Source organism: Arthrobacter sp. 9AX (genome assembly GCF_902506095.1).
Taxonomy (GTDB): Bacteria; Actinomycetota; Actinomycetes; order Actinomycetales; family Micrococcaceae; genus Arthrobacter.
Genome location: NZ_LR733293.1, coordinates 18923 through 32663 on the forward strand (window position 1 = coordinate 18923; position 13741 = coordinate 32663).

Sequence of the window (13741 nt, forward strand, 5' to 3'; positions counted from 1 at the left end):
GGTTCTCCAACCCGGCGGATCCATGGTTGAGCAAGCTATCCGGCCAAGGAGATAACCCATGAGCTCCGCCACTGACAGTCCCTCCAAAACCACCATCGGCACGGCACCGGACGCCCCGGCTGAAGACACCCCTGTTCCGGCCGGCAAAATTGGCGCCGGCGTCACGGCGGATGAGGCCCGCGCCGTCGCGGAAGCCGCGCGGGAAACCGGCTGGGACCGTCCCAGCTTCGCCAAGGGCCTGTACCTCGGCAGTTTCGACCTCAGCCTGGTCCACCCCTGGCCTACGCCGAACCCGGCAGACGTGGAACGGGGCGAGTCCTTTATGGCCCGGCTGACGGCCTACGCGCGCACCATGGACGGCCGCGTCATCGAACGGGACGCGAAGATCCCGGACGAGTACCTCAAGGGCCTGGCGGACCTGGGCGTTTTCGGGATGAAGATCCCGGAAGAATACGGCGGCTTGGGCCTGTCGCTGGTGTACTACGGCCGGGCACTGGCCCTGCTGGGCAGCGTCCACCCAAGCCTGGGCGCCCTCCTTTCGGCGCACCAGTCCATCGGTGTGCCCGAACCCGTCAAGGTGTTCGGCACCGCCGAACAGAAGCAGGAGTTCCTGCCCCGCTGCGCCGCCGGTGCCATCACGGCGTTCCTCCTCACCGAACCTGATGTGGGCAGCGACCCCGCGCGGCTGGGCAGCACGGCAACGCCAACGGACGACGGCGAGGCGTACCTTCTGGATGGCGTCAAACTGTGGACCACCAATGGCGTGATAGCCGAACTGGTAGTGGTGATGGCAGTGGTGCCGGCCCGCACCGATGCGGACGGCACCAGGCACAAGGGGGGTATCAGCGCCTTTGTGGTGGACATGGATTCGCCGGGCATCACTGTGGAAAACCGGAACGCGTTCATGGGCCTGCGCGGCATCGAAAACGGCGTCACCCGGTTCCACCAGGTGCGCGTGCCGGCAGCCAACCGGCTGGGCCGTGAGGGCCAAGGCCTGAAGATCGCCCTGACCACCCTGAACACCGGCCGGCTGTCCATCCCCGCCCTTTGCGTGGCCTCGGGGCGCTGGAGCCTGAAGATCGCCCGGGAATGGTCCAATGCCCGGACGCAGTGGGGCCGGCCAGTGGGCGAACACGAGGCGGTGGGCAAGAAGATCGCGTTCATCGCCGCGTCCGCCTTTGCCCTGGACGCCGTGTTTGAGCTCTCCGCCGAACTTGCTGACGCCGGCCAGAAGGACGTCCGGATCGAAGCCGCCCTGGCCAAGCTCTGGAGCACGGAGATCAGCTGCCGGATCGCCGACGAACTGGTCCAGATCCGCGGCGGCCGGGGCTTCGAAACAGCAGAGTCACTGGCAGCACGCGGCGAACGGGCCGTGCCCGCGGAACAGCAACTGAGGGACCTGCGCATCAACAGGATCTTTGAAGGATCCTCGGAAATCATGCGCCTCCTGATCGCCCGGGAAGCGGTGGATGCCCACCTGGCCGCCGCGGGAGACCTGGCCTCCCTGGACGCGAGCCTGTCCGAGAAGGCGAGGGCCGCCGTCGGCGCTTCCGGCTTCTACGCCCGCTGGCTGCCCAAACTCGTGGCCGGGGCGGGCATGGACCCGCGCTCGTTCAGCGAGTTCGGGCGGCTGGCCCAGCACCTGCGCTTCGTGGAACGCTCATCCCGGCGGCTGGCCAGGCAGACCTTCTACGGCATGGGCCGCTGGCAGGCGAAGCTGGAACGCAAACAGGCATTCCTGGGCCGGATAGTGGACATCGGCGCGGAACTGTTCGCCATGACCGCGTGCTGCTCCCGGGCGGAGATGCTGCTCCGAACCGCCCCTGAAAAGGCCGCGGGCGCCTATGAGCTTGCTGAGGCGTACTGCGAGCAGGCGCGGGTGCGCGTGGAGGAGTACTTTGACCAGCTGTGGCGGAACACTGATGACGGCGACCACCGTCTCACCCGCAAGGTCCTTGCCGGAGATTACACCTGGCTGGAGGCCGGCGTTCTGGACCAGTCCGAAGGCACCGGCCCATGGATCGCCGATGCATCCCCTGGCCCGTCCCGCCGCGAAAACCTGCACCGCAACTACCGCTAAGCCGCGGATCACGAAATAGTAAGCATCCTTGCTATCTCTGCGGGCCGATGGTTGAGTGGTGCCATGAGCAGCTCAACAGACCCAGAGAAACTGCCTCCGCGGCGAGCCCGCGAGGATGCTGACCGAAACGGAAGCTACCGCGCCGCCTCGGCCGACGACAATTCCACGCGCACCTTCGACCAGGTGCCGGCCACTGACGCGGCAACCACTTCCGCCTACGAACAGATGCCCGCGGCCAGGACCGAACGGGGCACGGCCGCCTACGCCGAGCGGGACTACGTGCCCGCGGCTGCGGCGCCTGCCGTTAATCCGAACCTGACGGACCGGCAGACGGCCGTGGCCCGAGAAAAGGAGCAGTTCGGCGGCATCAAGGTGGGCTCGGCGTTCTTCGGCTGGCTGACCGCCACCGGAATGGCGGTGCTCCTGACAGCCCTCGTGGCCGCTGCCGGCACAGCCGTGGGACTGGCCACCAATACGGACGTCAACGACGCGGTCAACCAGGCAGCCTCGAACAGCGGGACGGTGGGCCTGGTAGGCATCATCGTGCTGCTGGCCATCCTGTTCCTCTCCTATTACTGCGGCGGTTACGTGGCAGGACGCATGGCACGCTTCAACGGCATCAAGCAGGGGGTCATGGTGTGGATCTGGGCGCTGATCATCGCGGTCCTGGTCTCCATCCTGGGCCTGGTGTTCGGACAGCAGTTCAACGTGCTGGCCAACCTCAACAGCTTCCCGCGCATCCCCATCAATGAGGGCCAGCTCAACACCATGAGCATCGTCGCCGCCGTGGTGGTGGCCCTGGTGGCCCTGCTGGGGGCCGTGCTGGGCGGGCTCGCCGGCATGCGCTTCCACCGCAAGGTGGACAAGGCCGGATTCACCCCGGATGAGGATTACGACGACGAGTAGTCAGGCCAGGATGCTTCCGTCCAGGTAGAACCAGCGGCCATTCTCCCGCACGAAGCGGCTGACCTCGTGCAGGACCCCGCGGTCACCGCCGTGCCTGAAGTAGGCCTTGAACTCCACTGTCCCCTGGACGTCCAGCGGGCCGCCGCGGTCCGTGGCGAGGATATCCAGGCGGCGCCACTCCATCGCCGTGTCCAGGTCCAGTTCCGCCGGGGCCCCGGTCCTGTGCCAGGTGCGCAGCAGATAATCCCGGTCAAGGAGCACAAATGCGCTGTACCGGGACCGCATCAGCTGCTCGGCAGTGGCTGCCTCTGCCACCCCGGAATGGAACCTGCCGCAACACCTCCGGTACTGCTCACCGGACAGGCACATACAGTTCCGGCTACCCGCATCCTCCAACATCAGTGCTCCCGCCTCCTGCTTCCGGCCGGGCCGCGCAGGCCCCGCATCCCCGTCCGACTATAAGCCCAGGCCATAAGTCCTGCGCCCTTGTCATATCGGATAACAGCTTCGAAACAACCCGGGGCCGAGTCCCGCATCCGGAGGCACGGCGCGGCAAAAATCCGTATGGTGGAGAAGGAGCCGTTGCCCGGGCGGAAGGATGCCCGGGTCTGGCCCGGCTGCCGGCGGAGAGGAGAGATGACGTGGAAAATCCGGATACGCTCATCCTCAACCTGACCTTTTTGGGCACCGTGGGCATGGCTTTCCTCATGTTCCTGGTCCTCTTCCTGCTGGGCGTCATCACGCTCGTCCTCGCGGGGCTGGGCCGCCTCACCGTTGTCACGCTGATGGCCTTGCTGGGCCGGCGTTCCCACCGGGAAAACCTCCCCCTCCTCCGCTTCGGCGGACCCGCCTCGGAAACGTCCGACGACGGCACTGCAGGTGGCACGGCAGCTCCCGTTGAGGCGGGGGCATCCGAAGGGACAACGTCGAAACCCAGCCGCCCGCCCCGCGATTGGCGGGCCGCGCTGAAGCCGGCGAACCTGCGCTCGGCGCTGCGCACCGCCGTCGTACACCATCCGGCCCTGACGGCCGCACGGCGCGAACCCCCCGTCCTGGCCGAGGACTGGGCCTCCGCCGTTGCCGAGGCCGACGCGCGGGCCATGGCAAGGGCACGGGCAGCGGCCCCGGAAATCAAGCTTTCCGTGCGGGACCTGCCGGACCCCGGCGTTCCTGCGGACAAGGTAGTGGAGGTGGCGCCGCTCGTCGAGTCGAAACTCCATGACCACCGCCACGCCCACGTCCCGCGGTCGTTCAAGAAGGCTCAGGTCCCGCAGCCGTTGTCGCCGCTGGATACGGGATCGCTTGTGTCCCTGTCCGGCCCGGTGCAGGCGCTCAAGGGCAAAGCGGCCAACGGCAAACAGCCCTTACCCTGAGCAACCATCTGGGTTAGCGTGAAACCCATGGAATTCAGATACCTCGGAAACAGCGGCTTCAAAGTCTCGGAAATCACCTTCGGCAACTGGCTCACGCACGGCTCCCAGGTGGAGAACGACGTCGCGTCCCAGTGCGTGCGGGCCGCCCTCGACGCCGGCATCAGCACCTTCGACACCGCGGACGTGTACGCCAACACGGCCGCCGAAACCGTCCTCGGAGAGGCGCTGAAGGGCGAGCGCCGCGAATCCCTGGAAATCTTCACCAAGGTGTACGGCCCCACCGGCCCCAAGGGCAAAAACGATCTTGGCCTGTCCCGTAAGCACATCATGGAGTCCATCAACGGCTCACTCCGGAGGCTCCAGACGGACTATGTGGACCTTTACCAGGCACACCGCTACGACTTTGAGACGCCGCTGGAAGAGACCATGCAGGCGTTCGCCGACATCGTCCGGCAGGGCAAGGCGCTGTACATCGGCGTCAGCGAGTGGACGGCCGACCAACTCCGTGCCGGCCACGCACTGTCCAGGGAACTTGGCTTCCAGCTCATTTCCAACCAGCCGCAGTACTCCATGCTGTGGCGCGTCATCGAGGCCGAGGTTATACCGGTCTCGGAAGAGCTGGGCGTTTCCCAGATCGTATGGTCCCCCATGGCACAGGGCGTCCTCAGCGGCAAGTACCTGCCCGGCCAGCCTGCTCCCGAAGGCAGCCGCGCCACAGACGACAAGGGCGGCGCCAAGATGATCCAGCGCTGGATGCGCGACGACGTCCTGGCGGGCGTGCAGAAGCTCAAGCCCATCGCGGACGAGGCCGGGCTCTCCATGCCGCAGCTCGCCGTCGCCTGGGTGCTGCAGAACCCCAACGTCGCGTCCGCCATCGTTGGTGCGTCCCGGCCGGAGCAGATCGCGGACAGCGTTGAAGCCGCGGGGGTCAGGCTGGAACCGGACGTCCTGAAGAAGATCGACGACGCCATCGGGTCCCTGGCCGAGCGCGACCCCGCGCAGACCAAGTCCCCGGCAACGCGCGAAGCCTAGGATCCAGCGGTGGCTGACGCCCCGGACCTCGCTGTCACGGGTTCCACGGGAGGCCTGGGTGGGATGGTGGCGCGCCAACTCGCCGCCGCCGGTTCCGCCCAGCGCCTGCTGGTCCGGGACACCGGCCGTGCGCCGGAACTGGAGGGCGCCGAGCCCGTGCTGTGCAGCTATGCGGATTCAGCTGCTTCCCGGACGGCACTGGACGGTGTCAAGGTGCTGTTCATGGTGTCGGCCGCGGAAGCCGAGGAGCGGGTGCAGCAGCATTATGCCTTTGTGGACGCGGCAGCCGAAGCCGGGGTGCAGCATGTGGTGTACACGTCGTTCTACGGCGCGGCCCCGGACGCCACGTTTACTTTGGCCCGGGACCATTACGCCACGGAACAGCACATCCGGGCGTCCGGGATGGACTATACCTTCCTGCGGGACAACTTTTATATGGACTTCCTGCCGCTTTTGGCGGGAGAGGACGGTGCGATCCGCGGGCCGGCGGGGAATGGAGTGTTTTCCGCCGTTGCCCGGGAGGACATCGCGCGCTGCGCCGTGGCCGTACTGCGTGACCCCGCCATCCACAAAGGAAAAACCTACAACCTCACCGGGCCGGAGGAAATCACCATGGCGGAGGCTGCCCGCATCCTCAGCGCAGGCACCGGGCGGACCATCACGTTCCACAACGAGACCGTGGAGGAAGCCTACGCATCCCGGGCTTCGTATGGTGCACCGCCCTGGCAGGTTGACGCCTGGGTCAGCACCTACACCGCCATGGCGGCCGGAGAGATGGCCGGGGTTTCGCTGGACGTGCACGGGCTGACGGGGCAGGACCCGCTGAGCCTGGCCGGGTTCCTGGAGCGGCCGCAACTGTAGCTGCCTGGGCCGTTGACTGGCCTGGCGGGCGGGCGTAAACCTGAGGAAGGGAATAACCCGGGCAGCGCAAACCCCCAGCAGAATCGCAGCGCCATGACGCAAACCCAGCCAAACCCGCAGTCCACGCGTCTACCTGCCGCACGGGAGCAGGCACCGCTCCCCACCGGGCCTGCGGCGGGCCCGACCACCGGCCCGCTCACCCCGGAGGAACTCCAGTTGGGCGCCCGGAACCACTCCATGCCCCTGGAAGCCCTCCGCCGCGGCATCACTCCCCCGGGCCTTCACTACGTGCTCACCCACTTCGACATCCCGGACATCGATCCCGCGCACTGGCACCTGCGGATCACCGGCGCGGTGGAGCGGGCGCTTGAGCTGAGCATGGCGGCGTTGCGCAAGGATCCGGCCATCACCGTTCCGGTCACCCTTGAGTGTGCGGGCAACGGCCGCTCGCTCCTGAAACCGCGGCCCCTCAGCCAGCCGTGGATCATGGAAGGCGTGGGGACTGCCGCATGGACGGGCGTTCCGCTCGCTTATCTCCTGGGGAAGGCCGGAATTCTCCCGCACGCCGTCGAGGTGGTGTTCACCGGCGCCGATGCCGGGATCCAGGGCGGCGTCACCCAGCGCTACGCCCGGAGCCTGCCGATCCGCGAAGCGATGCGTGCCGACGTCGTCCTTGCCTACAAGATGAACGGCAGCGAGCTGCCGCCCCAGCACGGCTACCCGCTCCGGCTGGTGGTCCCGGGCTGGTACGGCATGGCCAGCGTGAAGTGGCTGGAGTCCATCGATGTTGTCACGGCGCCGTTTGAGGGGTACCAGCAGCACGTCGCCTACCGTTACCAGGATTCAGCGGACGACGTCGGCACGCCGGCTGCACGGATCAGGGTGCGTTCGCTGATGGTTCCGCCGGGTATCCCGGACTTCTTCACGCGCAAGCGGGTGCTGCAGCGGGGTCCCGTGATGCTTCAGGGCAGGGCCTGGTCCGGGCAGGCCGCCGTTACTGCCGTTGCAGTGGGCATCGACGGCACGTGGTTGCCCGCGCACCTGGAAGAACCTGCGGGTGGTTTTGCCTGGCGGAAATGGACGCTGCCCTGGGTGGCGGATCCGGGCGAACACGAGCTCGCGTGCCGCGCCACGGATGGAAGCGGCGCCACCCAGCCCCTGGAGCAGAACTGGAACTACCAGGGGCTGGGCAACAACATGGTCCAACGGGTCAGCGTTCGGGTGGAGTAGCCGGCGGCCCTGGCGGCACCGTGAGCCGGGTGGGCGGCGCTATACTCGGTGCCAGCCATGACCAGCCTTCCTGCCTCCCCCGCCAGCGTCCGTATTGATGCGTGGTTGTGGGCCATCCGCGCCTACAAGACCCGCTCCGCGGCGACTGCTGCCTGCCGTGCGGGACATGTCCGTTTGAACGGCAGCCCGGCGAAGGCATCAGCGACAGTAGTCAACGGCGACACCGTGACGGTGAAAATGTCCGGGTATGAGCGGACCCTGGAGGTGCGCCGCCTGATCAACAAACGCGTCGGCGCGGAGGCCGCCTCCCACTGCTTCACCGACCACACCCCGCCGCGTCCTGTCGCCCCGGCCCTTGGCCTGCCGCAGCGGGACCGCGGCGCCGGCCGGCCCACCAAGAAGGACCGGCGTGAGATGGAACGGCTCCGAGGCCCGGCTTAGCCCGTTGGTTCGGTGTTCTGCTGGTTCAGTTTTTGGTCCGGGCCCGCACGAGGTTGGCGAACGGCAGTTTCCCAAACTCCTCCACGAAGGCTGTGTGGTAGTCCGCTTCGGCCCGGTTGAGGCCTTCCGGAGGCAGTTCCTTCCAGGCAATCAGCAGCTTCCCGGCATCCTTGAGCTGCCAGACCAGCCGGCCGTCCCAGTGCCCCGGCGGCTTGCCCCGCCCGAAGTCCAGGAACTCCTGGATCTGCCGCCTGAGGCCGCGGTTTCCTTTGCTTCCCGGGCCGGCCTTGCCCACGTACAGGACGACGGCGGCCTCCACCCACGCGGCGCTGAGCTCGGGCTCCGGCAGTGACGGGTCCTTCTTTTTGAAGACACCGGCGGTGCTCTTCTTCAGGAAATCCGGGTGGAACCCCTCCGGCCTTAAAACGGCGAAGACCCCCGTTCCCTGCGGGACCCGCATGGAGTCCATCTCCCTGAACGGCCTGAAGCCCGTAAAACCGTCGTCTTTCAAGCCCTTCCTGGTGAACTGCATCCCTACATTGAACAGCATGGTTCCGTTACGGCGCCGGGCCAAAGCGCTCAAGCGTGTCCATCAGGCGCGGTCAGGAGCATGAGGGCAGTGTCCTCCGCAGAAGGGAGACTGAACTTCCCCTGCCCAGCCCCAAGCCCGGAAGCGTAGAGTGGCCTAAGACGCCTGATTCTGGACGCCTTGCTGCTGAGGGAGAAATCGTGACGATTGACTGGGACGAAAAGAAAGCCCTGCTACAGGAACCGAACATCGCGAAGGTAACCCAGCTTTGCGACGAACTGATGGAAAAGAAGCCGGGCTCCACCGTCCCCTACATCGACCCGGTGCACGACGAAGATGAATGCCGGATCGTCAGCCTGCAGGTCAGCCCCGGGAAAGGCACCGAGTCCGGCTTCGTCTCGCACTACAACGATGACGAAGCGGCCCGCCGGGCCACACAGATTTACGAGCTTGCTGAGCTGGAGTCCCGCTACGTGATGCCGTGGAACGCCTACCCCTGGGTCCGGGACGCGGGCATGCCCTCTGCGCTCAGCGTGCAGGAAAAGACTGATGGACTGCGGCCCTTCCGCCAGTTCCTCAAGATCAACTCCCGCGTTTCGGCCATCATCGCCCACGGTACTGACGCCTCCACCTTCCTCACCCTGTTCGAGAAGACCTACCATTCGTCGCTGAAGAACAGCGGCATCAAGGTTTACAAGGCCACGGCCCTCGGGGGCCGGGCCTTTGCTGTCTCCGAAGCCAAACAGGAAGAGCTGTTGGCCAAGAACGTGGAGATCTACAAGGACGCCATGCAGCGGGCGGGCATCCAGCACCTCTGAGCGAACAGCGCCACTGGCTGTGCTCGATTGGCTGCTCGACGGCGATCCCGCCATCCGCTGGCAGGTCCTGCGCGACCTCACGGACGCTTCGCCTGACGAGATTCGGGTTGAGCGGGAGCGGGTTGCCACCGAGGGCTGGGGTGCCGGGCTCCTGGCGCTTCAGGACAAGGACGGACAATGGGCCGGGGGAACGTACTGGCCAGCGAACGACGACGACCCCGACAGCCAGCCCTGGACGGCGACCACCTATAGCCTGTTGCTCCTGCGGGACTTCGGCCTTGACCCCCGCAGCCCGGAAGCGCGTTGTGCCATCGCCCTGGTCCATGACAACAGCCGCTGGGAGGAGGGCAACCAGCTCTTCTTCGACGGGGAAGTTGAGCCCTGCATCAACGGCATGGTGGCGGCGCTGGGTGCCTACTTCGGAGAGAACGTGGACGGGGTAGTGGAGCGGCTGACCGGCGAACAACTGGCCGACGGCGGCTGGAACTGTGAAGCGGAGCGAGGGTCCACCCGGTCGTCCTTCCACACCACGATCTGCGTCCTTGAGGGGCTCCTGGAATACGAGCAGGCGACCGGGGGAAGACCGGAATCACGGGCGGCGCGGCGCCGCGGCGAGGAATACCTGCTGGAGCGCGGGCTGCTCCGGCACCGGTCCACTGGCGAACTTATCAACGGCGGTTGGCTGCAGTTCTCCTACCCCACCCGCTGGTTCTATGATGTGCTCCGCGGACTCGACTACTTCCGCGCCGCCGGCGGCAGCCCCGACAAGCGTATGGACGAGGCCGTCGAGGCAGTGCGGTCCAAGGAGCAGCCGGACGGCACGTGGCTGCTGGAAAACACCCACCCGGGGCAGGTCCACTTCCCGCTCGAAGACGGCGACGGTCAGCCAAGCCGCTGGAACACCCTCCGCGCGCTCCGTGTCCTGCGGTGGTACGAGGGCAGCTGAACCGCAAGGTCAGCCTTCCATCAACCTGCGGCGGTGCTTCAGCTCCTTGACCCACGCCCTGGTGACCATATCCGGAAACGGCGAGGCGCCGCCGTCGTTAGCTGCCTGCCCGGAAGGCCCCAGGCTCCGGAAAGCCGTACCGGATTCCAGATCCGCGATCAAAGGTCCCGACGCCTTCAATGCGATCTCCACAATCTGGGCGGCCGCGCGGTCAGCGAGTCCCAGGTCCGTGGCCCACCCAAGGAAATGACGGCGTGAGATCCCTGTCCGCTTCCCGTTGATAGTCAACGCAAGGGTCTTGTCGCCGTAGACCACGGTGGAGGGGATGTCGTACACCGGGGCAATGGTCCACTCCCCATGCGGCTGCTGGACCATCGAAATGTTCTTCGCGTGCAGGTCCCCGTTGCCGGTCAGCCAGGCGTATGCGGCCTGGATAGCCAGGTTCCGGAGAGCGGGAAGGGGCGCCGAGCAGTAGTCCGCGAGCGCATGGCAGACCTGGCCGTATCCCACGTTGTACTTGTCCGCCGGGTAGAGGTTCAGCACCTGCGCCCCATCCTCGACCGCCAACCGCCGCGCGTCGTCGGGGCCCGGTCCCGGCTGCATCTTCGGCCCGCGCACACGGTCAAAGCGCTCCACCAGCAGCCCCGGCCGGCCGCCAACATCCCGGATCAGCTCGACGCGGCTCAACGGTATCCGGAGCTTGGCGGCGTAGCGGAACATCACGAATTCGTTCTCCACCACGTGCGGGAACTCGGGCGCATTGAGTTTCAGGATGTACTGCCGCCCGGTACTCGCCACTGGAACCGAGATCATTCCGGCGGACAGCTTGTCCTGCACACCGGCCAGGGCTACGGGATCGATGAGGTCGGGGTCGCCGAGCAACTGGTCAAAATCCAAGGACCGTTGCGGATCCAGCTGGACCGCGTGCTCCTCCCGGTTCAAGGGTTCCCCGTGCCCCACGATCTGGACGTCCCCCACCGGATTTCCACCAGCGGCGATCAACAGGGACAGGTCATCGTCGGCGCTGGTTTTAATGGAACGGCGCAGGGCGTTGAGCCGGCGGCCCTCCGGCAGCAGCCCGGTGAAATAGGGCGGGGCGGCCCCCGCCCCGGAGAGGACAGGCTCGCTCGTGAGCGGCAGCGAGGTGGCGACGGCGGGACCACCGGAGGCGAGGTAGCGTGCCAGATAGCTGAACCTGGTGCCGCCGTCGTGCCGCTCAAGCCGCGCGGCGAGCACACCCGCCTTGTAGATATCGGCGATGCGATGCCTCACGGCCGTGCCTCCCGTGAACCTGCCGCCGCGCCATGGCGGGCGGCAGAACTGCGGGTGGCAAGCTGCAGTTCCAGGCCGAGGGTATCCAGCAGTGCCAGCAGCGAGTCCAGCTGAACACTTGGTTTTCCTTGCTCCACGAACCGGACAAACCGCTCTGACACGCCCGCCAGTTGGGCGAGATCCTGCTGCGTCAGCCGGAGGACGCGGCGTCGGGCCCGGACTTCGGCGGCGAGCTGGATGGAAAAGGACGGCTTGATGACAAACCCCTTCAGGCACGAACGTTCCGATTAAGGCTTTCCCCTGAATGCTACTCCCGCCCGAGGGCATGTCAACACGGATACCGGCACGAACGTTCCGGCGCATGGACGAGTGCGGCACTGGAAGGAAGGCCCATTCGCGGGGTCTCTCGGCAAAGGACAATTGACACGACTTGTGACCCGTGCCATATTGAGAGGGTGAACCTGTCAGACAGCCGGACAGCAGGACAGCCTGCTCCCTTTCCGCTCGCACGGCTGAGTGCTGCCGAGGCAGTGTTCAACGCCATCCGGCAGGACATCGAGTCAGGGCGGCTGGAAGTGGGCGGCAAGCTCAACTCGGAGGCAATCCTCTCCCAGCAGTACGGGGTGAGCCGGTCAGTCATCCGGGAAGCGCTCCGCTCCTGCACTGCCTTGGGCCTCACGGTGACCAAAACGGGCAAGGGGACATTCGTCGTCGCCAATAAGGTGGCCAACGACCTCACCCTGGGCCAGTATTCGGCGCGGGATTTGACCGAGGCACGCCCGCACATCGAAGTTCCCGCGGCCGGCCTGGCCGCGGAACGGCGCAGCGACGAGGAGCTGGAAACACTGCGCCACATCGTTGCCGCGATGGCCACCGAAACCGACCCGGAATCCTGGGTAGCCCTGGACTCGAGCTTTCACGCTGCCATTGCACGTGCCAGCGGCAACAAAGTGTTTGCCAGCGTGGTGGCGGACATCCGCGGCGCCCTGGCCCACCAGTCCGAAACTCTGAACATGGTGGCGGACCGCCAGCATGCTTCCGATGTGGAACACCAGGAAATCCTGGCCGCCATCGAGGAAGGCTCGGCCGAAAAAGCCCGTGCCGCCATGGCCTCTCACCTGCAGGCCGTGGGCGTTGCCCTCGACTCCATCCTCAATAACTAAACGCATACGCAACCACCCAAGGACCCCATGCCCTCCCCTGTGTTTTCCGCTGCCCGCGCCGGTGTACTGCTTCCCACCCATGAGCCCTTGGTTGCGGCCGTCCGCGACGGCCTGGTGGAAAGCGTGCACTACGGCTCCGCAATCGCCATCGCAGCCAACGGATCCACAGTGGCAGCCGCCGGGAACCCCCTGGCCCCGTTTTATCCCCGCTCCTCTTTGAAACCGCTCCAGGCCGTCGCCATGCTCCGGGCCGGGCTTGAGCTGCCGGCCAGCCTCCTTGCCCTGGCCGCCGCAAGCCACTCAGGCGCAGCGGAGCACCGCGAAGGTGCACTGCAAATCCTCGACATGCACGGGCTCAGCGTCAGCCACTTCGAAAACAGCACCGACCTGCCCTACGGCGTGAACGAGCGGGAGGAATGGCTGCGCAACGGCGGCGGCCCCACCCAGCTCACCCAGAACTGCTCCGGCAAGCACGCCGCCATGGCTGCCACCTGCGTGATCAACGGCTGGCCGGTCCAGGGCTACCTCGACCCGTCCCACCCCCTGCAACAGCTGGTTGCCGAAACCGTCCGTGACCTCACGGGCGAGGAACCAGCCGCCCGCAGCACCGATGGGTGCGGCACTCCCCTGTTTGCCCTGACGCTCCGCGGCATGGCACGCGCCTTCGGGCTCATCGCGCGCGCTGCCGCGGACTTCCAAGCGACGGACCACGACGGCGGGTCGGCTTCACCAAGTGCGGAAGCCGCCGTCGGACTCGCCATGCAGCGCCACCCCGAAATGGTGGCCGGGGAAGGCCGCGACGTCACCGGCCTGATGCGCCTGCTCCCGGGCTCGGTGGCCAAGGACGGCTTTGAAGGCGTGCAGCTGGTGGGCCTGGCCGACGGCAGCGCCGTTGCCGTAAAGATTTCCGACGGCGGCGACCGGGCCCGGATGCCGGCCGCCGTGAAGCTGCTTGAGGTACTGGGGATCGACACCGCACCGCTCGCCGGAATCGCTACCGCCCCGGTGCTCGGCGGCGGCCACCAGGTGGGCCTGCTCCAGGCAACCGACTTCTTGAACTGACCGTCCAAACCCGTCAACGAAGCCCTGT

Annotated in this window: 15 protein-coding genes; 11 read left to right on the forward strand and 4 right to left on the reverse strand. The window is 66.7% G+C overall.

The features are described from left to right. The first annotated feature begins 58 nt into the window (after window positions 1-58). Entirely contained in the window at window positions 59-2080 is a 2022-nt protein-coding gene (locus BACI348_RS00100; RefSeq protein WP_159823392.1) for an acyl-CoA dehydrogenase family protein, read from the forward strand. A 63-nt stretch (window positions 2081-2143) separates the two neighbouring features. Next, complete coding sequence (locus BACI348_RS00105; protein ID WP_159823393.1) at window positions 2144-2986, forward strand: YrzE family protein; 843 nt, start codon at window positions 2144-2146, stop codon at window positions 2984-2986. Here the strand turns inward: BACI348_RS00105 and BACI348_RS00110 are convergent, their stop codons facing one another. Continuing rightward, window positions 2987-3355: a YchJ family protein gene (locus BACI348_RS00110; protein ID WP_159823394.1), complete on the reverse strand. Its 369-nt coding sequence runs from the start codon at window positions 3353-3355 to the stop codon at window positions 2987-2989. 272 nt (window positions 3356-3627) lie between these two features. On the opposite strand from BACI348_RS00110, the gene BACI348_RS00115 reads away from it, so the two are divergent. The 5 genes from BACI348_RS00115 to BACI348_RS00135 all read left to right on the forward strand — a co-directional run bounded on the left by BACI348_RS00115 (window position 3628) and on the right by BACI348_RS00135 (window position 7923). Beyond that, window positions 3628-4359: a hypothetical protein gene (locus BACI348_RS00115; protein WP_159823395.1), complete on the forward strand. Its 732-nt coding sequence runs from the start codon at window positions 3628-3630 to the stop codon at window positions 4357-4359. Between the two features lie 27 nt (window positions 4360-4386). Further along, complete coding sequence (locus BACI348_RS00120; protein WP_159823396.1) at window positions 4387-5391, forward strand: aldo/keto reductase family protein; 1005 nt, start codon at window positions 4387-4389, stop codon at window positions 5389-5391. Between the two features lie 9 nt (window positions 5392-5400). Next, window positions 5401-6252 (forward strand): SDR family oxidoreductase, encoded by an 852-nt coding sequence (locus BACI348_RS00125; protein WP_159823397.1) that lies wholly within the window; start codon window positions 5401-5403, stop codon window positions 6250-6252. 93 nt (window positions 6253-6345) lie between these two features. Further along, window positions 6346-7482, forward strand: coding sequence for a sulfite oxidase (locus BACI348_RS00130; RefSeq protein WP_159823398.1), 1137 nt, complete (start codon window positions 6346-6348; stop codon window positions 7480-7482). A 57-nt stretch (window positions 7483-7539) separates the two neighbouring features. Next, window positions 7540-7923 (forward strand): RNA-binding S4 domain-containing protein, encoded by a 384-nt coding sequence (locus tag BACI348_RS00135; RefSeq protein WP_159823399.1) that lies wholly within the window; start codon window positions 7540-7542, stop codon window positions 7921-7923. Window positions 7924-7948: 25 nt separating this feature from the next. Here the strand turns inward: BACI348_RS00135 and BACI348_RS00140 are convergent, their stop codons facing one another. Next, the gene (locus tag BACI348_RS00140) at window positions 7949-8455 is read right to left on the reverse strand and encodes a hypothetical protein (protein WP_159823400.1); all 507 of its coding nucleotides are present in this window, start codon (window positions 8453-8455) and stop codon (window positions 7949-7951) included. A 197-nt stretch (window positions 8456-8652) separates the two neighbouring features. Between BACI348_RS00140 and BACI348_RS00145 the strand changes: the two genes are divergently transcribed. Then, entirely contained in the window at window positions 8653-9270 is a 618-nt protein-coding gene (locus tag BACI348_RS00145) for a uracil-DNA glycosylase family protein (RefSeq protein ID WP_159823401.1), read from the forward strand. 13 nt (window positions 9271-9283) lie between these two features. Then, complete coding sequence (locus BACI348_RS00150) at window positions 9284-10216, forward strand: prenyltransferase/squalene oxidase repeat-containing protein (protein ID WP_159829636.1); 933 nt, start codon at window positions 9284-9286, stop codon at window positions 10214-10216. A gap of 9 nt (window positions 10217-10225) precedes the next feature. Here BACI348_RS00150 and BACI348_RS00155 read toward each other — a convergent pair whose 3' ends face one another. Next, on the reverse strand, window positions 10226-11488 hold the full coding sequence (locus BACI348_RS00155) for a type II toxin-antitoxin system HipA family toxin (RefSeq protein ID WP_159823402.1): 1263 nt from the start codon (window positions 11486-11488) through the stop codon (window positions 10226-10228). Further along, window positions 11485-11760: a type II toxin-antitoxin system Y4mF family antitoxin gene (locus BACI348_RS00160; protein WP_328700005.1), complete on the reverse strand. Its 276-nt coding sequence runs from the start codon at window positions 11758-11760 to the stop codon at window positions 11485-11487. The genes BACI348_RS00155 and BACI348_RS00160 overlap by 4 nt, the downstream gene beginning before the upstream one ends. 183 nt (window positions 11761-11943) lie before the next feature. Here BACI348_RS00160 and BACI348_RS00165 point away from each other — a divergent pair, with 183 nt between their 5' ends. Further along, window positions 11944-12651 (forward strand): FadR/GntR family transcriptional regulator, encoded by a 708-nt coding sequence (locus tag BACI348_RS00165; RefSeq protein WP_159823403.1) that lies wholly within the window; start codon window positions 11944-11946, stop codon window positions 12649-12651. A 27-nt stretch (window positions 12652-12678) separates the two neighbouring features. Further along, window positions 12679-13713: an asparaginase gene (locus BACI348_RS00170; protein WP_159823404.1), complete on the forward strand. Its 1035-nt coding sequence runs from the start codon at window positions 12679-12681 to the stop codon at window positions 13711-13713. Window positions 13714-13741 lie beyond the last annotated feature (28 nt).